The sequence below is a fragment of the Arthrobacter sp. UYCu723 genome, assembly GCF_054059215.1.
Map to the genome: position 1 here is coordinate 70,580 of NZ_JBSSBW010000003.1, position 21,373 is coordinate 91,952.

At 65.3% G+C, this 21,373-nt stretch carries 19 protein-coding genes and 1 pseudogene; 8 read left to right on the forward strand and 12 right to left on the reverse strand.

Annotated features, from left to right (window positions below):
* Positions 1-123: 123 nt before the first annotated feature.
* The 8 genes from ACVWZ8_RS23505 to ACVWZ8_RS23540 form a co-directional block, all read right to left on the reverse strand.
* Entirely contained in the window at positions 124-264 is a 141-nt protein-coding gene (locus ACVWZ8_RS23505; protein ID WP_456506216.1) for a hypothetical protein, read from the reverse strand.
* A gap of 419 nt (positions 265-683) precedes the next feature.
* The gene (iolD, locus tag ACVWZ8_RS23510; RefSeq protein WP_456506217.1) at positions 684-2,534 is read right to left on the reverse strand and encodes a 3D-(3,5/4)-trihydroxycyclohexane-1,2-dione acylhydrolase (decyclizing); all 1,851 of its coding nucleotides are present in this window, start codon (positions 2,532-2,534) and stop codon (positions 684-686) included.
* The gene (locus ACVWZ8_RS23515; protein ID WP_456506218.1) at positions 2,534-3,724 is read right to left on the reverse strand and encodes a Gfo/Idh/MocA family protein; all 1,191 of its coding nucleotides are present in this window, start codon (positions 3,722-3,724) and stop codon (positions 2,534-2,536) included. The genes iolD and ACVWZ8_RS23515 overlap by 1 nt, the downstream gene beginning before the upstream one ends.
* Positions 3,721-4,602: a 5-deoxy-glucuronate isomerase gene (gene iolB / locus ACVWZ8_RS23520; protein ID WP_456506219.1), complete on the reverse strand. Its 882-nt coding sequence runs from the start codon at positions 4,600-4,602 to the stop codon at positions 3,721-3,723. The genes ACVWZ8_RS23515 and iolB overlap by 4 nt, the downstream gene beginning before the upstream one ends.
* Entirely contained in the window at positions 4,599-5,501 is a 903-nt protein-coding gene (locus ACVWZ8_RS23525; RefSeq protein ID WP_456506220.1) for a Cgl0159 family (beta/alpha)8-fold protein, read from the reverse strand. The genes iolB and ACVWZ8_RS23525 overlap by 4 nt, the downstream gene beginning before the upstream one ends.
* Positions 5,502-5,503: 2 nt before the next feature.
* Positions 5,504-6,451: a 5-dehydro-2-deoxygluconokinase gene (iolC, locus tag ACVWZ8_RS23530; protein ID WP_456506221.1), complete on the reverse strand. Its 948-nt coding sequence runs from the start codon at positions 6,449-6,451 to the stop codon at positions 5,504-5,506.
* The gene (locus ACVWZ8_RS23535) at positions 6,448-7,359 is read right to left on the reverse strand and encodes a TIM barrel protein (RefSeq protein ID WP_456506222.1); all 912 of its coding nucleotides are present in this window, start codon (positions 7,357-7,359) and stop codon (positions 6,448-6,450) included. The genes iolC and ACVWZ8_RS23535 overlap by 4 nt, the downstream gene beginning before the upstream one ends.
* Positions 7,360-7,514: 155 nt before the next feature.
* On the reverse strand, positions 7,515-8,555 hold the full coding sequence (locus ACVWZ8_RS23540) for a LacI family DNA-binding transcriptional regulator (protein ID WP_456506223.1): 1,041 nt from the start codon (positions 8,553-8,555) through the stop codon (positions 7,515-7,517).
* Between the two features lie 263 nt (positions 8,556-8,818).
* On the opposite strand from ACVWZ8_RS23540, the gene ACVWZ8_RS23545 reads away from it, so the two are divergent.
* The 6 genes and pseudogenes from ACVWZ8_RS23545 (at position 8,819) to ACVWZ8_RS23570 (ending at position 14,674) form a co-directional block, all read left to right on the forward strand.
* Positions 8,819-9,820 (forward strand): substrate-binding domain-containing protein, encoded by a 1,002-nt coding sequence (locus ACVWZ8_RS23545; protein ID WP_456506224.1) that lies wholly within the window; start codon positions 8,819-8,821, stop codon positions 9,818-9,820.
* 65 nt (positions 9,821-9,885) lie between these two features.
* The gene (locus ACVWZ8_RS23550) at positions 9,886-10,935 is read left to right on the forward strand and encodes an ABC transporter permease (RefSeq protein WP_456506225.1); all 1,050 of its coding nucleotides are present in this window, start codon (positions 9,886-9,888) and stop codon (positions 10,933-10,935) included.
* A gap of 13 nt (positions 10,936-10,948) precedes the next feature.
* Positions 10,949-11,858, forward strand: a pseudogene (locus tag ACVWZ8_RS23555) (ATP-binding cassette domain-containing protein).
* 94 nt (positions 11,859-11,952) lie between these two features.
* Positions 11,953-12,957, forward strand: a complete 1,005-nt coding sequence (locus tag ACVWZ8_RS23560) for a Gfo/Idh/MocA family oxidoreductase (RefSeq protein WP_456506226.1) — start codon at positions 11,953-11,955, stop codon at positions 12,955-12,957.
* Positions 12,954-14,030, forward strand: coding sequence for a Gfo/Idh/MocA family protein (locus ACVWZ8_RS23565; protein ID WP_456506227.1), 1,077 nt, complete (start codon positions 12,954-12,956; stop codon positions 14,028-14,030). Before ACVWZ8_RS23560 ends, ACVWZ8_RS23565 begins: the two co-directional genes overlap by 4 nt.
* A 161-nt stretch (positions 14,031-14,191) precedes the next feature.
* A complete protein-coding gene (locus ACVWZ8_RS23570) occupies positions 14,192-14,674 on the forward strand; it encodes a heme-degrading domain-containing protein (RefSeq protein WP_456506228.1) in 483 nt (160 codons plus the stop codon).
* A gap of 104 nt (positions 14,675-14,778) precedes the next feature.
* Here ACVWZ8_RS23570 and ACVWZ8_RS23575 read toward each other — a convergent pair whose 3' ends face one another.
* Together ACVWZ8_RS23575 and ACVWZ8_RS23580 are read right to left on the reverse strand one after the other, a co-directional pair.
* Positions 14,779-15,246: a GNAT family N-acetyltransferase gene (locus ACVWZ8_RS23575; protein ID WP_456506229.1), complete on the reverse strand. Its 468-nt coding sequence runs from the start codon at positions 15,244-15,246 to the stop codon at positions 14,779-14,781.
* 86 nt (positions 15,247-15,332) lie between these two features.
* Positions 15,333-16,352, reverse strand: coding sequence for a LacI family DNA-binding transcriptional regulator (locus ACVWZ8_RS23580; RefSeq protein WP_456506230.1), 1,020 nt, complete (start codon positions 16,350-16,352; stop codon positions 15,333-15,335).
* Between the two features lie 359 nt (positions 16,353-16,711).
* Between ACVWZ8_RS23580 and ACVWZ8_RS23585 the strand changes: the two genes are divergently transcribed.
* Positions 16,712-17,911, forward strand: coding sequence for a phytanoyl-CoA dioxygenase family protein (locus ACVWZ8_RS23585; RefSeq protein WP_456506231.1), 1,200 nt, complete (start codon positions 16,712-16,714; stop codon positions 17,909-17,911).
* Here the strand turns inward: ACVWZ8_RS23585 and ACVWZ8_RS23590 are convergent.
* The gene (locus ACVWZ8_RS23590) at positions 17,905-18,366 is read right to left on the reverse strand and encodes a hypothetical protein (RefSeq protein WP_456506274.1); all 462 of its coding nucleotides are present in this window, start codon (positions 18,364-18,366) and stop codon (positions 17,905-17,907) included. The two genes, ACVWZ8_RS23585 and ACVWZ8_RS23590, sit on opposite strands and share 7 nt — an antisense overlap.
* Here ACVWZ8_RS23590 and ACVWZ8_RS23595 point away from each other — a divergent pair.
* The gene (locus ACVWZ8_RS23595; protein WP_456506232.1) at positions 18,334-19,017 is read left to right on the forward strand and encodes a Gfo/Idh/MocA family protein; all 684 of its coding nucleotides are present in this window, start codon (positions 18,334-18,336) and stop codon (positions 19,015-19,017) included. The genes ACVWZ8_RS23590 and ACVWZ8_RS23595 overlap by 33 nt on opposite strands.
* Here the strand turns inward: ACVWZ8_RS23595 and ACVWZ8_RS23600 are convergent.
* Positions 19,014-21,323 (reverse strand): FdhF/YdeP family oxidoreductase, encoded by a 2,310-nt coding sequence (locus ACVWZ8_RS23600; RefSeq protein ID WP_456506233.1) that lies wholly within the window; start codon positions 21,321-21,323, stop codon positions 19,014-19,016. The two genes, ACVWZ8_RS23595 and ACVWZ8_RS23600, sit on opposite strands and share 4 nt — an antisense overlap.
* Positions 21,324-21,373 lie beyond the last annotated feature (50 nt).

Sequence of the window (21,373 nt, forward strand, 5' to 3'; positions counted from 1 at the left end):
TAGACCGCATGGTTCCGCGGGTCCCAAAACCGGGCTGGAAGTGTCTCGCGAACGATCGTTACCGGCCGCGGGCCGAAGAAGAAATCCCCGGCGTGGGCGCGAGCCCCAGGGTCTGCTGCCTTGTCAGGCCGCTGACCATCCTCCGTCGGAGGGAAGGATCACTCCGATGGCCGCTGCAACCGCCGCATCGAGATCGGCGTTGGTGATCGCGGAGTCTCCCGCGATGCTGGTTTTCCGGTGGTCACCGCTGATGAATGAGCTCATTGAATCTCCTTGGAACTGGGCGAAAACAGGAAGTCCGGCTGGTGTCTGCGGTGGCCTCGACGAACGGGCAAGAATTTTGCTGGGTGTCGGCGAGTTCGCTGGTCACCGGTCAAGATCCTTCGGTCCGCCACTGTCCTACCGAACAGTTTTGCCGGCCTCTTGAGCGTTTATCCGGAATACATTGATCCTCTTCACCGGTGCGGCACTCTCCGTAGTGGCCAGGTCGGGACGCCCGCCGCGAACAATCCGGCCATAGCGGCCCCTGCGGTCGAACGTCGTAGTGCTGAGTCCGGCTGCGCGGCTGTTGTGGCGGTGATGGGATTTCCGAACGCGTGCGACGGCTCGCACTCAGGGCGGCGGCAAAAGGGTGCAGACCGGGCAAAATTCCCGGCCTGCACCCTTTCGTATCCTGATCCTTGTCAGATGCCGCGACGCTGGTTGGCGAGGCCTTCGTCCATGGCTGCCCGGGCGGCGGTTACCTGGGGACGGTCGCTGGTGGTCGGTACCCCCACCTCCCAGAAGGCGCCGCCGAGTGTCCAGTCGCTGGCCCGGACCTTGGTGACAATCACCGTGGTCCGGTCAGCCGCCCGGGCCGCCGCGAGGGCGTCACGGAACTCGGCCATGTCTTCGACCGTGAGTGTCAGGGCTCCCAGGGCCTGGGCGTGGGCGTGGAAGTCCACCCGGACGGACGACCCGGGGCCGCGGACATCGCTGAGCATGTTGTTGTACGACGCGCCGCCCTGCCCGACCTGCAGGCGTTCGATCACGGCGTAGCCCTCGTTGTCGCAGACCACCAGGATGAACTTCTTGCCGGAGAGAACGGAGGAGTAGATGTCCGAGTTCAGCATCAGGAACGAGCCGTCGCCGACCATCGAGTAAACCTGCCCGGAGGTCCGGGCAAATGCCGCACCCCAGGCTCCTGCGATTTCGTAGCCCATGCAGGAGAAGCCGTACTCGGTGTCCACCGAGGCGATCCCCTTGCTCGCCCAGTTGACGTTCACTTCGCCGGGCAGTCCGCCCGCCGCGGTGAGGATGTAGTCCTCGGCGGTGGCGCTTCCGTGCACTTCGGAGATGAGTTGGGCGTAGCTCGGCGGCCAGTGGCCGTCCGGCGCGGTGCGGCCGGCAACAAATGCCTCCACCCCGGCGCGTGCCTCGGAAGCCCGCGCCGTCCATTCGGTCGCCGCAGTCCACCCCTGCAGGGCTTTCTGGAGACTGAGCAGCGACTCCCGGGCGTCGCCAATGACCGGCAGCGCACGGTGTTTCAGAGCGTCGAACCTCGCGGCGTTGAGCGCGACGATCCTGGCATCCGAGGCGAACGCCGTCCAGGAACCGGTGGTGAAGTCCTCGAGCCTGGTCCCCACCGCGATGATGAGATCCGCGTCCCGGACCACGGCATTGGTGGCTTCGGTGCCTGCCACGCCGACCGGGCCTGCGTAGCAGGGATGGTCCGGCAGCAGCGCCGATTTACCGGCCACCGTCTCCACCACCGGAATGCCCAGGGCATCGGCGACTTCCCCGAGCTCGGCTTCCGCGAGGGAGTAGTGGACTCCTCCGCCGGAGATGATCACCGGCCGTTTGGCGTTCCGGATGGCCTCGGCGGCCAGCTCGATCTGGCCGAAGTCGGGCCTCGGGCGGGAGATCCTGTGCACGTGGGTGGTGAAGAACTCCACCGGGTAGTCGTAGGATTCCGCCGCCACGTCCTGGGGCAGGCCGAGGAAGACCGGTCCGCAGTCCGCAGGGTCCAGGAGCGTGCCCACCATCTGCGGCAGCGAGGAAAGCAGTTGTGCCGGGTGGGTGATCCGGTCCCAATACCGCACCACGGGCCGGAACCCGTCGTTAACCGTGGTCGATGGCGCTCCGAAGTGCTCCACCTGCTGGATGACCGGGTCCTGGAGCCGGGTGTTGAAGGTGTCGCCGGAGATGAAGAGCACGGGCAGCCGGTTGGCCATGGCGACGCCGGCGGCGGTGATGAAGTTGGTGGCACCGGGTCCGATTGAGGAGGAGCACACCATCACCTGCCGGCGGCGCATGGCTTTCGCGAATCCCGCTGCTGCCAGGCCCATGCCTTGTTCGTTCTGGCCCCGCCACACCGGGATTTCGTCCCGGTGGGTTTCCAGCGCGTGGCCGAGGCTGGTGACGTTGCCGTGGCCGAAGATCGCCAGCACTCCGGGGAACAGCGGGACTTCCTGCCCGTCCACGACGGTCCGCTGCGCGATCAGGTACCTGACGAGCGCCTCAGACGTGGTGATGCGTACGGTTTCGCCGCCCATCAGGATGCTCCTTCGTTCTCGGCCAGGTCCAGGACGGTCTGCCATGAGCGGGATTTCCATGAGTCGATAAGCGCCTGCTGGACGCTGACGACGTCGACTGCTTCCTTGAAGCTCGGCGAGAAGGGTGCCCCGGTCGCGAGGCTCTCCATGAAGTTGAAGTCCTCGATCGCCACGAGGTCTTCGAAGCCGATGGAGTTGGCCTGCCCGGGGACGAACGCGCCGTGGAAGGGGAACCGGTCCCCGCCGCGAACCGTGGTGTATCCGGTGTCATCGCCGGTCCCGAGCTTGTAGACTTCCAGCTCGTTGATGCGCTCGTGGTTCCACTTCAGCGACCCCTTGGTGCCGTAGACCTCGAAGGCGTTCTCTGACTCGGGGCCCACGATCGTCCGGCTGCTCTCGAAAGTGCCGGTGGCACCGTTGGAGAAGCGGCACAGCATCGAGGCGAAGTCCTCGTTCTCGACCTCGCCGGTCGGGTCCTCCGCCGAACCGCGGCCGTAGTGGCTCGCGGTTCCGGACGGCAGCGGGCGCCGGGTGATGGTGGTGTTCTGCATTCCGACAACTTCCTCGATGCCGCCCACCAGGAACTGTGCCATCGACACCGAGTGGCTGAGGATATCGCTCGTGACGCCGTACCCGGCCTGGGCGAGTTTGAACCGCCAGGTCAGCAGTCCCAGTTCGTCGCTGCCGTACATCGTCAGGAACCGGCCCCGGTAGTGGGTGATCTCGCCCAGCTCACCGGAGGCAATCAGGTCCCGGGCGTGGAGCACGAGGGGGCTCCACACATAGTTGTACCCGACGCCGGTGCGCACACCGGCGGCCTCAGCGGCGCGGAACGCCTGCACAGCCTGTTCAGGCTTTCCGCCGATCGGCTTTTCGCTGAAGACGGCTTTGCCTGCCGCGCAGGCGGCTTCGATCATGGGCAGGTGCAGCATGTTGGGGGCGGTCACCCAGACGGCGTCGACGTCGGGATCGTTGATGGCCTGGTTCCAGTCTTCCACGGCACGTTCAAAGCCGAAGTCGTTGACGGCGCGTTCCCGCAGGGCCGGCGCTGTGTCAGCGCAGACAACAAGCCGTGGCTCGAAGGAGCGGTTCGGGAAGAGCGACGGAATCCGGAGTGCGGACCGGCTGTGTGCCTGTCCCATCCATCCCAGCCCGAGTACCGCGATTCCAATGTTTCGTCGATTAGTCATGCGTTGATCACTCTTCCGTGTGCTGAGGTCAGGGGCAGGCGGGGGTCGGGTTCCTGGTTCTCCCACGCTTCGCGGATCCAGTGGTGCGTGGCGTCGTCGCAGAATGCCATGGTCCGGTCGTCGTTCGGTCCGGCAAGGACGTTCAGGAAGTACATCGGGTATTCCGGCGGGGCGACGGACGGGCCGTGGTAGCCGTGCGGGACAAGGTAGACGTCCCCGTCGTGGAGCGTCACGGTCTCGTCGACAGAACCGTCGACGGAATAGACGTGGAACAGCCCCTGGCCTTCCGGTGCGCCGTGCGGGGAGTCGCCGCGGCCAATCCGGAAGTAGTAAATCTCCTCGTTGTTGACCTTGCAGCCGTCCAGTCCGTCATGGCGGTGCGGCGGCCAGGAGGACCAGTTGCCGCCGGGCGTAATCACCTCGCACACGTTGATGCGGTGGGCGGCGTCGAAGGACCCCGGGGTAGCGATGTTGACGACCTGCCGGGTCGCCCGGCCGGCGCCGCGGACTTCGACGGCTACGTCTTCGGCGCGCACATGGGCCACCGGGAAGCGCTCTGAAGCACGTGCGGTACAGACGGCGACTTCGCCGGAAACTCCGCTGATGGTCAGTTTCGATCCGACCGGAGCGTACAGCCAGTCGGAGACCGCGGCGAACACGCCGTCGCGTCCTTCCAGCCGATAGGGCTCGCCGTCGACGGTGACGTCGATGTTGCGGGCGGACAGCGGCACAATAACGGCTTCGTCCTGAGTCAGGTCGAACTCCAGGGTCGCGCCTTCCTGCAGCGTCCTGACGTCCAGGCCACTGTAGGCCCAGCCGGCTTCTTCCGGGGTGACGGTCGCATCCTTGCCGGCAACTGCGGGCCAGTGCCAGCTCATCGGTTCGCCCCGTGGACGAGGTCCGACGCCTGCCGGACTGCTGCTTCAACGGTCCCGGCGTGCGGGTAGAGCAGGGCCCGTCCGGCCACCAGTCCCCTGACGTTTGGTACTTTCATGGCGTTCTCCCATCGTGCGAATGTTTGTGCAGTGTCTTTACCGGGGTCCCCGCCGAGCATCAGAACGGGCATCGACGTCGCGCCCGCGACTTCCGCCATCCGGTCCGTCGTGGGGAGCTTGAGCCAGGTGTGTGCCGAGGACGACCCGAGTCCGGAGGCAATGGCGACGACCTTGATGAGCCGTTCGTCCGACGGGTCGAGGACGGCGAGGCCGGCGTCGTTGAGGAGGTACGGCAGCGGCTCGAGCAGGCTCATGATGCCGCGGTCGGCCAGCTGGGTGATGGCGGCGGCGACGGTCTCAATCGTGCGGGCCACCCCCGGGTCGGTGTCTTCGATCCGGAGCAGCATCTTTCCGCCGTCGAGGCCGTAGGCGGCGACGTGGTCGGCGTCGTAGGCGCTCATGCGGTCATCGAGCTCCCACTGTGTGCCGATGACTCCGCCGCGGTTCATGGTGCCGATGGCCAGCCGGCCTTCGAGCACGCCGAGCCAGGCCAGTTCCTCGAGGATGTCCGCGCTGGCGAGGACACCGTCGACGTCGGGATTGGCCAGGGCCCGTACGATCCGGTCCAGCATCGTGTAGCGGTCGGCGATGGCGAGCGGGTCACCGCTGGCCGCGAGCTTTCCGCGTGCCGTGTGGTCCGCGGCCAGGATCAGGAGCCGGCCGTCTTTCCCGGCGAGGCTGCGCCGGGACCGGTTGACCAGAGCGGTCTGCAGTGATTTCGGTTCGAAGATTCGGGCCTCGATGAGGGCCCTGTAGCTGGTTTCGTCGAGGTGCGTCAGCACGATTACTTCTCCTTGGTCATGAACATTGATTCGAGCTCCTCGAGGGTCGGCATGGCTTCGGCGCAGGCCAGCCGGCTGGCAACCAGGGCCCCGGCGGCGTTGGCGAAATGCCCGATCCTCTCCGGGGTCCATCCGCTGAGCAGCCCGTGCGACAGTGCGCCGCCGAAGGCGTCGCCGGCGCCGAGTCCGGAGACCACTGTGACCGGAATCGGTGCGATGTTCCACCGCTCGGCGCCCGCCGCCAGGTACACGCCGTCGCCGCCGAGCTTGATCACCGCAAGTTCGACGCCGGCGCTCAGGAGCGCGGCGGCCGCCGTCTCAGGGTCACGGGTACCCAGTGCCATTTCGCATTCGTCCAGGTTGCCGATCACCACGGTGGACAGTCCGATGGCCTTTCGGCTCATCTGCCGGGAGGTTTCCAGGTCGGGCCAGAGAGCGGGCCGGTAGTCCAGGTCCAGGACGGTGTGGCCGGCCCGGCCGCGCTGCTCCAGCCAGGTCATGGCTGCCGACGCCGTTGTCCCCTGCGCCAGTGCGCCGTGGCTGATCCACAGGACCCCGCAGTTCCGTACTGTTTCCGGGTCCAGGTCGGCCGCGACCAAGGTGGTGTCCGGTGCGGGGTTGCCGCGGTAGAACGTCACCTGCGGTGTTTCGGCCGGGTCGAGGGCCGTCAAGGCCAGGGGTGTCTGGCCCTGCGGGTCGATTCCCACGTGGTCGACGGTGACCCCCCAGCCGGCCAGCTGGGTCCGCACATAGGTGCCGAATCCGTCGCCGCCGACTTTGGTAACGATCGCCGCCCGCCGCCCGAGCCGGGCCGCGGCGACGGCCACATTGGTCGGGCTCCCGCCCACGGACTTGGTGAATGACTGCGGCCCGTCAAAGCCGACGTTCTTTTCGACCGCATACAGATCGACGCTGATGCGTCCGACGCAGATGACCTCAGGGATGCTCATCCGATGACCCGGTGCCCGAGCGTCGGGGCGACAACGTCCTGCAGATACTTCAGTGATGCATGCACCTCTTGGCCGGGGCCTTCCCCGTCGGCCGGCACGGCCCCGGCGATCGCGGTGTCCTGCTCAATCACATAGGAGCCCCGGTAGTTCGCCGCCTCCAGTGCCTGGATGACGCCGGCAATATCGACGTCGCCGCGGCCCAACTGGGTGAACAGTCCGGCCTGGGTGGCTGCCTTCAGTGACACTTCGCGGTCCAGCACGGCCGGGACCATGTCCAGCCGGACGTCCTTGAGGTGGACATGCCCCACACGCTCGACGGCGTCTTTGGCGAACTGGACCGGGTCAACGCCGCCGATGGCCAGATGGCCCGTATCCAGGCACCAGTTGACGTTGCAGGTGTCAAGGATCCGGTTCACGTCATCGGCCGTTTCAACGAGCGTCTGCACATGGGGATGCAGGACCTGCACCAGGCCGTGTTCGGCACAGATCTCGTCCACCAGGGCCAGCGTCTCAACCATGTGGCGGTGTTCCTTGGCGGTCAGGGCGCGCGGGATGGACCAGTCGGCGTCCATGATCGCCGCCGAAATGAACAGCTTGGCCCCCGAGTCCGCCAGCAGCCGCGCCGTGGCGCGGGCATACGCCAATGTGGCATCGCGCCGGGATGCCTCGTGGGGTTCGATCGGCGTGAATCCGCCGGACAACGTCATCCCGAATTCGGCGAGCAGGGCCTTCACCGAGCCCGGTTCCTGCGGAAGGAAGCCCGGTGCGCCAAGCTCCGTGGCAGTGAACCCGAGGTCCGACATTTCCTGCAGGACACGGCGGGTGGGCAGCATGGCGCCCCACCCGGGAACCTCGCAGATCCCCCAGGAAATCGGCGCCGATGCGACGCGTGCGAGAAAATCACTCAATCTGTACCACCTCGTTGTGTTTGGATCGTTCCAAGTTATGCGATAACGATGTCATATAGATCCACCGGGCGCAAGCATTTTCCGGGAATTGCGGGATTTCAGGGGTCGCACCTTCATTAGGCGCGGGGAACCCCGGCACAGTGCGGCTGCCGGGGCTAGGGTGCGGGTGCGCCTTCCGGGCCGGGGTCCTCCGGCGCCGCGCTGCTGCGTCGAATCACCAGTTCGGGGGTTAGAAGGGTCTCGGTGCCTGGCGCCTCCGGGGAGGCGATACGGCGGACCAGCGCCTGGGCGGCGGCAACACCCGTTCCATACCCGGCAGCATCAACGGACGTGAGGTTAATATGGCCGATCCCGGCCAGATAGCTGTTGTCATAGCCGACGACAGACAGCTGTCCGGGAATCGAAATTCCCAGCTCGAAGGCCGCGTCCAGAACCCCTACGGCAGCCAGGTCGTTGACCGCGAAGACTGCTGTGGGCCGGTCCGACTGCCGGAGGAGCTGCAGTGCGGAGGCATGGCCCTGCTCCTCCGTATTGCCGCTGCGCTGCACGGCCGGCCGGAGGCCGTGGGCCCGCATGGTGGATCTGTAGCCCTCTTCCCTGAGCCGGGCCACGTGACCGCTGTCGCCCGCGACGTGGGCAATTCTGCGGTGTCCGAGGGAAATCAGGTGTTCGACGGCCATCCGCGCGCCGGCAGCATCGTCATTGGCAACGACATCGACCCCCGGCAGCGAGAAGTTCCTGCTGCTGAGGACCACGGTGGGCGCCTTCCTGGCGGCATCTTCCAGATCGGCGGTCTGGGGCATGGTGCCGGCGAGGATCAGCCCGTCCACGTTCCGGTCAAGGAACGTACTGACAATCGACTGCCCGCCGGCTCGTCCCAGGCGCTGTTCCCCCAACAGCATGTGGAGGCCATTCTCGGACAGGACATCGTTGATGCCGCGCAGCGATTCGAGAAACCAGGGGTTTCGAAGGTCATTGAGAATGACGCCGACAGCACGCGTGCGGACCTGGACCAGGGCCCGCGCCGCCGTATTGGGCCGGTAGTCGAGGGCTTCAATGGCCGTCAAAACCGCCTCCCGCTTGTCAGGACGGACCAGGGGCGAGTCGTTGAGGACCAGGGAGACCAGCGATTTGGAGACGCCCGCCTGCAGCGCCACATCCACGATGGTTGCCCGTCCCGGCCGCTTGCCTGCCATGATCCGCCCCTTCAGGTCCTGCCCGCCAACCCTTGACGGCGCAATCCAACCAATGTACGCTCATCTCGATTTGGAACGCTACAAACACCGTGGAATTCACTCCCGCCCACGTTACCTCTTTGCCTGTCTGTTCCCGAGCCTTCACCGGGAATACAGGTCTGAGGACGCCCTGTGCCGGGACGTCACTTCAACGATCAGGGAACACGGACCGCCGAACTACGGCGACGTCCGGCTCCATCCCACCATTCAAGGAGAAATTTACGATGACGAAAATTTCATGGCGGAAGGCAGCCCTCGTGGCAGCCGTAGTACCCATGCTGGCCCTGAGCGCATGTTCCAGCACCGGCGGCAAGCCGGCTGACTCGGGCAACGCCGGTGGAGCCGGCCAGGCCGTGAGCACACCGAAGATCAAGATTGCCATGGTCACCCATGCCGGGCCCGGGGACACCTTCTGGGATATTGTCCGCCGGGGCGCCGAAGAGGCTGCGGCGAAGGACAACGTGGAGCTGCTTTACACCTCGGATCCGGAAGGCGGCCGCCAGGCCCAGCTGATCCAGCAGGCCATCGACCAGAAGGTGGACGGCATCGCCGTGACCCTGGCGAAGCCGGACGCTCTCAAGGATGTGCTGAAGAAGGCCACAGACGCCGGCATCCCGGTAGTGAGTCTGAATGCCGGCGAATCCGTCTCCGCCCAGCTGGGGGCGTTTACGCACTTCGGCTCGGATGAGGGCCTGGCGGGTGCAGCCGTGGGTACCCGCCTGGCCGCTGAAGGTGTGACACATCCGATCTGCGTCATCCACGAGCAGGGGAACGTGTCGCTGGAAGCCCGCTGCGCCGGTGTGAAGTCCAAGGTGCCCGGATCCGAGATCCTGTACGTCACCGGTACCGACATGACCCAGGTGTCCTCCACCGTGACCGCCAAGCTGCAGAGCGCTGCGGGGGTCGACGCGGTCATCGGCCTGGGCGCGCCCTTCACCCTGACCATGGTCAAGGCCGTGGAATCCCTGAACCTGAAAGACAAAGTCAAGGTGGTGTCCTTCGACCTGAACGGTGAACTGAACCAGGCCATCATTGACGGCAAGGTCGTCTTCACCGTGGACCAGCAGCCATGGCTGCAGGGCTACGGCGCGATTGATGCCATCTGGCAGAACAAGCGCGGCGGCTTCAAGATCGGCGGCGGCCAGCCCGTCCTGACCGGCCCCGCGATCGTCGACAAATCAAACGCGGCCGATGTCCTCAAATTCGCCAAGGAAGGCATCCGCTAAGGATGCTTTGCGCCGGATCCGGGGCCGCAAGGCCCCGGAACCCGGCCCGAAGTAGGAGACGCACCATGACCCAGACCATTTCCAAGACCCCTCCCGCGGTCACTGATGAGCGAGTCGGCAAACGTAGTCCGTTCCAGAAACTTCTCGGACGTCCCGAGGTTGGTGCCCTCGTGGGCGCCATCGTCCTTTTCATCTTCTTCGCCCTGGTCTCGCCGACCTTTACCCAGCCCAATGCCTTCGCGACCGTGCTCTACGGCAGCTCCACGATCGGGATCATGGCGGTGGGGGTGTCCTTGCTGATGATCGGCGGGGAGTTCGACCTCTCGACCGGCGTCGCGGTGATTTCCTCGGCGCTGACGGCGTCGATGTTCAGCTGGTACTTCAGCACGAACGTCTGGGTCGGTGTGATCCTGGCGTTGCTGGTGTCCTTGTCTATCGGCTTCATCAACGGCTGGATCCTGATGAAGACCAAGCTGCCCAGCTTCATCGTGACCCTGGCGACGTTCCTGATGCTGACCGGCCTGAACCTGGGCCTGACCCGGCTGATCGGCGGCTCCGTGTCCTCCCCGTCGATCTCGACCATGGCCGGCTTCGCTTCCGCCCGGGCGGTGTTCGCCTCCTCCGTTACTATCGGCGGCGTCGACGTCAAAATCACGGTGTTCATCTGGTTCGGCCTGGTGGCGGTCGCCACCTGGGTGCTGATGCGGACCCGGGTCGGGAACTGGATCTTCGCCGTCGGCGGGGACGCAAACGCCGCCCGCGCCGTGGGTGTCCCGGTCAACAAAACCAAGATCGGACTGTTCATGGGCGTGGGTTTCTGCGGCTGGATCCTGGGCATGCACAACCTCTTCGCCTTCGACACGGTGCAGTCCGGTGAAGGGATCGGCAACGAATTCCTCTACATCATCGCCGCCGTCATCGGCGGCTGCCTCCTCACCGGCGGCTACGGTTCAGCCATCGGCGGGGCGATCGGCGCCTTCATCTTCGGCATGGCCAACAAAGGCATCGTCTACGCCCAGTGGAACCCGGACTGGTTCAAGTTCTTCCTGGGCCTGATGCTGCTCCTGGCCACCATCGTGAACCTCATCGTCAAGCGCCGCGCGGAACTCAAGTAAAGGGGCCGGAGAAATGAATGCCAACGACATCGACCAGCAGACCCTGCTCCAGAACGAAAAAGATCCCCTCACGCACACTCCCGTGCACCTGCTCTCCCTCGAGGGGGTGGGCAAGCACTACGGCAACATCCTCGCCCTGACCGATGTGACGATGGCCGTGGACAACGGCCGTGTCACGTGCGTGCTGGGCGACAACGGAGCCGGCAAATCCACGCTGATCAAGATCATCGCCGGACTCCACCGCCACGACGCCGGGGTCCTGACCATCATGGGCGAACCGCGGACGTTCGACTCACCCCCGGGACGCCCTGGACGCCGGCATCGCCACGGTCTACCAGGACCTCGCCGTCGTGCCGCTGATGCCGATCTGGCGGAACTTCTTCCTCGGCTCGGAACTGATTAGCGGCTTCGGGCCGTTCAAGAGCATGGACGTCCAGCAGATGAAGGACATCACCAAGCACGAACTCGCCGAGATGGGCATCGACCTGCGCGACGTCGAACAGCCCATCGGCCAGCTCTCCGGCGGTGAGCGCCAGTGCGTCGCGATCGCCCGGGCCGTGTACTTCGGAGCGAAGGTCCTGATCCTGGACGAGCCCACCGCGGCCCTGGGCGTGAAGCAGTCCGGCGTCGTGCTCCGCTACATCCTGCAGGCCCGCGACCGCGGCCTCGGCGTCATCTTCATCACCCACAACCCGCACCACGCCTTCCCCGTCGGAGACCGCTTCCTGCTGCTCAAACGCGGCAAGTCGATCGGCTACTACGACAAGAAGGACATCACCGTCGACGAGCTCACCGCCCAGATGGCCGGCGGCGCCGAACTCGCAGAACTCGCCCATGAACTCGAACAACTCGGCGGCCACGGCGACGTGGTCAAAGAGGTCAAGGCCGAAGTCGCCGGGACCTCAAGCCAGCTGCCGGGCTGACCAGGCCGCCCGGCGCCACAACGGCGCCGGCCGGGCACTGTCCGCTACGACAACACGGTCCGTGACGGGCCGGACAAGAGATTGGATTCAAGGAATGACCGTTCGGGTTGGCGTAATAGGCGCCGGAATCATGGGCATGGACCACATCACGAACCTGGCAACAGCCATCAGCGGGGCAGAAGTCAGCTTTGTGGCAGACATTGACGGTGCCCGGGCCGCCGAGGCGGCACAGAAGTTCGGTGCCCGTTCCACGACGGACCCGTTGCTGCTGATCAACTCCGCCGATGTGGATGCGGTGGTCATTGCCTCCCACGATTCCACCCATGCCGAACTCATCCTCGAGTGTCTGCAGGCGTCGAAACCTGTGCTCTGCGAGAAGCCCCTGGCTCCGACAGTGGACGAGTGCCGTGGGATTGTGGCCGCCGACGAGGAAATAATGGCAGCCACCGGCAGGTCGCTGCTGTCCCTGGGATTCATGCGGCGTTTCGACCCCGGGTACCAGGAACTGCTCCGTTTTGTCGAGTCCGCTGACGCCGGTGGACCGCTGATGGTGCACTGTGTGAGCCGGAATGTCGCCTCGGGCCCGCACACCACCACCGCGACGGCCATCACCAATTCGGCGATTCATGAATTGGACATCATCCCGTGGCTTCTGGGATCACCCATCGTCGAAGTTGCATGGCACGCCGGAAGAAGATCCGCAAGCGCCCCTGACGGACTGCACGATCCGGCGTTGATGCTGCTGCGAACGGCTGACGGCGTCCTCACCACTCTGGAACTGTTCCTCAACGCCCGGTACGGCTACAGCACCCGATGTGAGGTGGTGTCCGGGCGCGGCACTGCCAGCCTCGCGGAGCCTGCCCTCCTCAGCACCAACGAGTCCCTCCGGCAATCAACGACCTACCCGGAAGACTGGCGCCCGCGTTTCGCGGACGCCTACCGGATTGAACTGCAGGCCTGGCTCCGCTCCCTGCTGGACCAGACAGCATCGCCCCTGGCCACCGCCCGCGACGGACTACACGCAGCCCAGGTAGCGGAGGCCCTTATTACCGCTTCCAGCGATGCCCGGAACGCATTTACCAAGGTGGACTACTCATGACCGCACTGCACGCCCTGCCCGCTTCCCGGGTCCCCGATCCCATGGAGGCTCCCGCACTGCGCTGGGGAATTATGGGCCCCGGCTGGATTGCCGATCTCTTCACCAAATCCCTCCAGGCCCACACCCGGCAGGTCATCGCGGCGGTGGGATCCCGGTCGCTGGACCGCTCGCAGGCGTTCGCCGCACGGCACGGCATCCCCGCAGCCTACGGGAGCTATGAGGAACTGGCCGCTGCAGATGACGTCGACATCGTTTATGTGGCAACGCCGCACAACTTCCACCACGCCGCAGCGGTCCTGGCGCTGGCCGCAGGAAAACATGTCCTCATTGAAAAACCGATCGCCGTGAACGTTGCCGAGGCCCGCGACATCCGGGACCGGGCCGAGGCAGCGGGGCTGTTTGCGGCAGAAGCGCTCTGGAGTTTCTTTCTACCCAAGTTCGACGTGGCCCGGCAGGTCATCGAATCGGGTACCTTAGGCGAGCTGACCACCGTCATTACCGAATACGGCGAACACTACGATCCGGGCAACCGCATCTTTGACCCGGCCCTGGCCGGCGGCCCGCTGCTGGACCTGGGCACATATCCGCTCGCACTCATCACAACCCTGCTCGGCGAACCCATCCAGGTGAAAGCAATCGGAACGGACCACGACTCCGGGGTCAACGGCCAGATCTCCGCCATCATGTCCTTTCCCGGCGGGGCGCAGGCCATCGTCAACACACAACTGCATAATTTCACACCCACCACCGCCAGTCTGGTCGGCCGAAAGGCGACTCTGACCTTTGACGGAATGTTCAACCGGCCCGGCGGGTTCACTGTCCGCTACCCGGACGGAACAGTCCTGCGCTATGACGAACCGACAGGTTCGCACTTTGACGGCCTGCATTTCCAGGCTGCCGCAGCCGCCCGCAGCATCCACGCCGGTGACTGCGGGGTTCGGGAACGCCCGCTGTCGGAATCAATCACGACCATGGAGGTGGCGGACGAAATCCGCCGCCAGCTGGACATCGTCTTTCCGGGCGAACAAGGGCCGCCCGCGCGACGGACGCAGCGTCGCGGTGGCATGCTTTAACGATCCGCTCCTCACAGCCACTCGGCACCCCCGGGTCCAACTCAACGCCCCGGAATCCCACGCGGCCCGTCGCCAACCAGACAGGAAACCGATCCACTATGTCCCACGATTCGACCGGCCCGATTGCACCAGCAGAGACGGAATCGACCAGGACTCCCGGCTTGGCGCAGCCCGACTCCGGCGCTGAAATCACTGATCGAACACTGCAGCTGAGCTCCTTCAGCCAAGCCGATGCCCTCGCCCTGGGGTTGCTGCTGGTAGACCTCGCGACCGGGCGGAAGCTCCCCGTTGCCATCGATATCCGCAGAAACAAGCACGTTCTCTTTCATGCGTCCCTCCCCGGAGCGACTCCGGAAAATGAGACCTGGGTTGAGAAAAAGAGCAGGACAGCCGAGCGCTACGCCGACCCCTCTCTGCTGGTGGGTCTCCGGGGCCGGCTCGGCGGCGGCAGCCTGGAAGACAACGACTGGTTCGACCAGACCCGCTACGCCGCCCACGGCGGAGCCTTCCCGATCAATGTGGCGGGAACCGGCCAAGTCGCGACGGTGACGGTTTCCGGTCTGCCGCAAAAAGCCGATCACGACCTCGTCGTCGGGGCACTGACCGCATTCCGCAGCAGGGAGCCAGAAAGCCGCCACGGCTAGCAGGTCCTCAGCAGGATCGGCATGCGGATGCAGGCACTGCGCCCCAAACGACAAGCTAATCCGTGGGGTCGGGTGCGATTCCCCGGTCGTTGCCGCCGCCGGCGTCACCGAGGATGAGCTGGACTAGGACTGGCCCTGCCACGCACCGGCGATCCGCAGGTACACGGGGCGAAGCCGATCCGACTGAATCCGGCCTTGTGTAATACCCGTTGGGATGCCGCATTGTGCGGCAGGGTTTGCGCTTCGATCCGGTGCAGCCCGAGCCGGTCACGTGCGATACCGATCACCGCCTCCACCGCCGCAGTCATGAGGCCACCGCCGGCCCGGGTTTCGTCTATCCAGTAGCCGAGTCCCGCGCTTTGGAATGCGCCATGGGTGATGCCGGCCAGGTTAAGCCTGCCGATAATCTCGGTGCCGCTTGTTAGGACGAGCGGAAGGAAGGTTCCGGCGGAACAGCCCGCGAGCTGCTCATCGATCAGCCTCTGTTGCGCGGCGGCCGTGTAGAACTCTTCGCCCCGCTCGGGGTCCCACGGTGCCAGGTGCGTCCGGTTCCGCTGGTAGGCGAGGGCCATCGCTCTACCTGGCCACCGTCATCGACCTGTGCACCTGCGAAGCCGGATAGTTTCTCCGCTGCCGGACCTCAACGTGGCTCGTGCCATCATCCGTGCGGAATGTTGAAGGGCGTTACCACCTCGATCTGCGAGGCGTAGCCGCCGGCATCGGGCAGGGCGCCGTGGGCGTGCATGATGGCCCGGCAGCATTGTTGGACGTCCTTCTTGAGGTCATGGTGCAGCAAAGCCGTCATGGTCCCGGCCCGCAGCAGAGCCACGTTGTCGGGGACCACGTCGTGGCCAATGAACACGTAAGGCTTCCGGCCGGCCGCTTTGAACGCTTCAGCGATGCCTGCGTTGCCGCCGCCGATTGAATAGACGGCGCGCAGGTCGTCGCGGGCCGCCAGGGTTTCGCTCATCAGGCGCCGCGTCGTCTGGTCCAGCCCGTCGCTGCCTGGCAGATAAAGGACGTCCCGCCCAGGGTCCATGTCGCGGATGGCCACCCGGAAGCCCATCTCCCGCTCCTCTTCCCCACGGAAAAAGTCGTTGCTGACCGTCACGGCGACCGTTCCGGCGTCGGCCCCCATCCACTGGTGAATCAGGTACGCCGCGGTCGCCCCCGCGGACCGGTTGTCCATGCCCGCGTAGGCCACCCTGCGGCTGGCGGGCAGATCGGTGACCAGCGTGACCACGGGGATTCCGGCCTCGGCAAGCCGGTCGACGGCGGCCGTCACCAGGGGCACGTCCGGGGCCTTGAGGATGACCCCGTGGCTGCCCCGTTTGCCGATCCGGTCCAGTTCGGCCGCGCAGTCCTGGGCGTTCCATTGCTCGTGCAGGTGGAAGCGTGCCCTGAACACCGCGGGCCTTAGCAGCGGCAGCACCGATTCCAGTGAGTTTTTGACGGAGGTGGTGAACCGGCCGGGGGCGTCGGCGACGACGTCAATCATGAACCTCCGGCCGGTCAGCTCCAGCTGGAGCCGCTGGGCCTCAAGGTCCCTGATGGCCTGGCGCACCTGGCCGACGGTGCTCTGCCGCACTCCGGGACGGTTGTGCAGGACGCGGTCCACCGTCGCGTCACTCACGCCTGCCTGGCGGGCGATTTCCCTGACCGAATAAGGGTGGGCCATTGGACTCCTCGCGGTCTCTGAATGATGTTTTTCTGATGGGTTTCAGGTCTAACAAAGACTCTCGCACCGGTTCAGGCTGGATGGCAAGAGATCACTCCAGAAAGGCCCATTCAATGCCTGAATCCAACAGCCTGCCAGCTCCCGGCGCGTGCGCCAAATGCACGGAATGCCGAGTCTCCCGCACCACCGCGGGCGTGCCGGCCACCATCAGCCTGGCAGCCTTGCCGGCCGGTTCCCTCCGCCGGACCACGAATGATGGTTTCCTGATGGATTTCGGCATTGTGCCGGACTGTCCGGATGAAAGAAGCTGGAATCCGCACCGGCACTCATCCGGATCACTGTTTCAAGGAGGAAACGCCATGACCACCACCGAATCACACGCGCCCGGAACCCACACCCCGCAGTGGTTCAGCGAGGACAGCGGCCGGCTCGAGGACTTCATTGCCGTTGTCGGCGAAAAGACGAAGCTTGAGGATTATGCCTACGCTGACGCCGTCGAGCAGAACGTGCTCATCTACGGCCAGCGCCTGCACAACTACATGGACTCTCCGGAAGAACGCGCCGATGTGCAGGCCGAACTGATCCGCGCCCTGGCCGCAGGGCCGGGCATCGTTGTCTTCAAGGGCGCCTTCGCCGACACCGCCGTCGTCGACCGCGCCATCGACTCCTTCAACAGCATCATCGCCGACCAAAAAGCCTCCGGCGCCGCTGCCGGTGATCACTTCGCCAAGCCGGGCGCCAATGACCGCATCTGGGGCGCGCTGGACAAGCTGGCCGTCCGTGACCCCGAGGTGTTCGCCGACTACTACGCCAACGACATCCTGGCCCTCATCTCCGAAGCGTGGCTGGGCCCCCACTACCAGGTCACCTCGCAGGTCAATGTCGTGAACCCCGGCGGTGCCGCCCAGACCGCCCACCGCGACTATCACCTCGGCTTCATGTCCAGCCAGCAGGCTGCACGCTACCCGGCCCACATCCACCTGCTCTCCCCTGCGCTGACGCTGCAGGGCGCCGTCGCACACTGCGACATGCCCGTGGAGTCCGGCCCCACCCTCTACCTGCCGCACTCCCACAAGTACGACCCCGGATATCTCGCCTTCCACCGTCCGGAATTCACCCGCTACTTCGAGGAAAACTACGTGCAGCTGCCCCTGGAGAAGGGCGATGCAGCCTTCTTCAACCCTGCCCTGTTCCACGGCGCCGGCCACAACAAGTCCACGGATATCCGCCGGATGGCAAACCTCCTGCAGGTTTCCTCAGCATTCGGCCGGGCCATGGAATCAGTGGACCGCACCGCGATGTCGGCTGCCCTGTACCCGACCCTGCGGCAGCTCAAGGCCGGCGGCGCCAGCGACAGGTTCCTGCGCAACGTCATCGCCGCGTCCGCTGAGGGTTACGGATTCCCCACCAATCTGGACCGCGACCAGCCCGTGGGCGGAATCGCCCCTGAATCCCAGGCGGAGCTGGTCTGGCGAAGCCTGCAGGGAGACGCCCCCGTAGACGCCGTCGACCGGGATCTGAACGCCGCCGCCGGGCGCCGTCTCACCGACGGTCAGTAAGGCGGCCGGGACAACGTGAAGAAACTGAATGTCGCCCTGTGCGGCCCAGGCCGCATCGGCAGAGTGCACGCGGTGAACATCGCCGCCCACCCGGGTATCAACCTGGCCTGGGTTGCCGACCCGATGCCCGAAAGCGCGGGCGAAGTCGCCGCGCAGTACGGAGCCCGCCCTACCAGGTCAACTACCGGCGTCTTCGCCGACCCGTCGCTGAACGCCGTCGTAAACTGTTCGCCAACCCCACCCACGTCGGGCTGATTGAGGCTGCCGCCGCCAGAGGACTCGCGGTCCTTTGCGAAAAGCCGATCGATCTCGATATCGCGCGGGTCCAGAGCTGCCAGGAGAACCTGGCCGCAGCCGGTGTCCCGCTCCTGACGGGCTTCAACCGGCGGTTTGGTCCTGCCTTCGCGGCAGTCCAGCAGCGAGTGGCGGCGGGCGAGATCGGACGGCTGGAACATCTGTCCATCATCGGCCGGGACCCGGCGCCCTACATCGCCGCGTCCGGAGGGATCTTCCGCGACATGACCATCCACGACCTGGACATGGCCCGGTTCTTCACCCCGGACATCATGGAGGTCACTGCCCACGGCGCGAACGCCTTCAGCGACTACATCGCCGACGCGGGAGATTTCGATTCGGCCGTCGTGACCCTGCGCGGCCGGAACGGCGACCCATTATCCACCCAACGGTCCGACCCCCTGTCCCAAACGCGAGCACTACCGTTGCTGAAGGACGTTAGCGTCGGATATTCCACTAATTCACAAGTCACCCCTACAAATGCGATATGCAGAAGCACAGGGATCCCGAACACCTGGAACCGAAGAAAGCCCCGGAGGGATGGTTCCTTGACTTGCGGACGCAGGGAGCTTAGAGAAGCCCCTCACACAAAAAGGGAAGAGACGCCCGTTGGCAATCCAATGCGCTGGAGGCCCACTTTAAACACCTTCGCCATCACTTTCGGCGACCGGTTCCCGGCAGCTGAAAAGCTTCTAAAAGAAACCGCCGGATACACCCTGTATGAGATGGTCCCGAGAAGCACGGTAGTTGCCCGTCGGTCCGACCGACCGCAGGTTTGCTCCTCCGCCGGCAGGCTCATGATGGGCTCCTAACCGTGCTTGACGAAGCGGATGGTCATGGCTTTGAATCCGGGGGTGTTGGATTCGCGTGCCACGAGTTCCCGGTGGACCAGCGCGTTGGCCTCGGGGAAGTAGGCGGCGGCGCAGCCCTTGGCGGTGGGGTAGGCCACCAGTTGGAACCTGTCCGCGCGTCGTTCGCTGGAGTGGCCGTCGGCGCCGCGGAAGGTGGAGATGACATCGACCAGGTCCCGGTCCGTGAAGCCCAGTTCGTGAAGGTCGTCGTTATGGACCAGGATTACGCGGCGGCCTTCGGAGATGCCCCGGTAGCGGTCGTCGAGCCCGTAGATGGTGGTGTTGTACTGGTCGTGGCTGCGGATGGTCTGGAGGATGAGGTGGCCGGCCGGGGGTGCCAGGTATTCCAGCGGGCTGACGGTGAAGCTGGCTTTGCCGGTGGCGGTGTCGAAGGTCCTGGTGTCGCGGGGCGGGTTGGGCAGCACGAAGCCGTTCTTGTTCCGGATGCGGGTGTTGAAGTCCTCGAACCCGGGGATGACGCGTGAGATGTGGTCTCTGATGACGTCGTAGTCCTCGGCCATGGCCCGCCAGTTAACCGCGTGGTCATCGCCTAGGGCGGCCTGCGCCAGCCGGGCGATGATCACCGGTTCGCTGAGCAGGTGCCCGGAGACGGGTTGCAGGCGACCCTGCGTGGAGTGGACCACGGACATCGAGTCCTCCACGGAGAGGAACTGGCGCCCGCCCGGGTGCTTGTCATCGGTATCGGTCCGGCCGAGCGTGGGGAGGATGAGGGACGTCCGGCCGTGGACGACATGTGACCGGTTGGGCTTGGTGGAGATGTGCACCGTCAGCCCGGCACGCTTCATTCCTGCTTCGAGCGGTCCCGTGTCTGAATTCGCCGCCGCGAAATTGCCGCCCATGGCAACAAATACGTCCACGTTGTCCAGCTCGAAGGCCAGCAGGGTTTCCGTTGAATCGTGGCCATGCTCTCGTGGTGTGCTGATCCCGAACTCCTGGTCCAGGGCGGCCAGGAGGGCTTCCTTTGGTTTCTCCCATATCCCCATGGTGCGGTCACCCTGGACGTTCGAATGCCCGCGCACGGGGCAGGCCCCGGCACCGCGTTTGCCGAAGTTTCCCTGCAGCAGCAGCAGGTTGATGATCTCTTTTAGCGTGTCCACCGAGTGCGGCTGCTGCGTCAGCCCCAGCGCCCAGCAAATGATCGTGGCCTTGGAAGCCGCCATCATCCCGGCGATCCTGGTGATTTCGTCCCTGCCCAGGCCGGTGGCCTTCGTCGTCTCGGCCCAGTCAACGGTGCTGCGCGCGGTCACATATGCTTCGAACCCTTCGGTCTGTGCCCGGATGAACGCGTGGTCCACCACTGTGCCCGGACTCTCTTTCTCGGCCTCCAGCAGGAGATGGCCCAGGGCCTGGAACAGGGCCAGATCGCCGCCGACCTTGATCTGGAGGTATTCGTCGGCGATGGCCGTTCCGTGCCCCACCACTCCGGTGAGCGACTGCGGGTCTTTGAAGTTCATCAGCCCTGCCTCGGGCAGCGGATTGACGCCCACGACCTTGCCGCCGTTGTTCTTGCAGTCCTTCAGGGCCGAAAGCATCCGGGGGTGGTTGGTGCCGGGATTCTGCCCTACCACGACCACCAGCTCGGCGTCGTGGATGTCTTCCAGGGAGACCGTTCCCTTGCCGATGCCGATGGTGGGGTTCATGGCGGAGCCGGAGGATTCGTGGCACATGTTGGAGCAGTCGGGCAGGTTATTGGTCCCGACGCTGCGGGCAAACAGCTGGAACATGAAGGCGGTTTCGTTCGCCGTCCGCCCCGAGGTGTAGAAGACGCAGCGCTCCGGGGTGGTGGCCCGGATATGCTCTGCGGCCAGGTCGAAGGCATCTGCCCAGCTGATGGGGGAGTAGTGGGTGTCTCCGGGCCGGATCACCACAGGCTCGGTGATGCGACCCTGGTTGCCCAGCCAGTGGTCGGTCCTGGTCGCCATCTCCGCGATGGAATGGGCAGCCCAGAACTCCGGAGTCACGGTCCGGGTGGTGTTCTCCTCCGCGATGGCCTTGGCCCCGTTCTCGCAGAACTCCGCGCGGCTCCGCTTGCCCGTGATGGACTCCGGCCAGGCACATCCCGGGCAATCGAAGCCGTTGTGCTGATTGACGCGGAGCATCGAACGAACCGTCCGGGCAACACCGGCCTGGGCAAGTCCGCGTTCCAGCGCCACCGTCACCGCTTTGACGCCGGCAGCGCCCTTCTTGGGTGGGTGGACTTCGAGGTCATCTTCGTTGATGTCTTCGGCGGGCGCAGGACGGGTCATTTTCAAGGGGATTCCTCACCGGTTCGGGCTTTTCAATGTTGCGGGTAGTG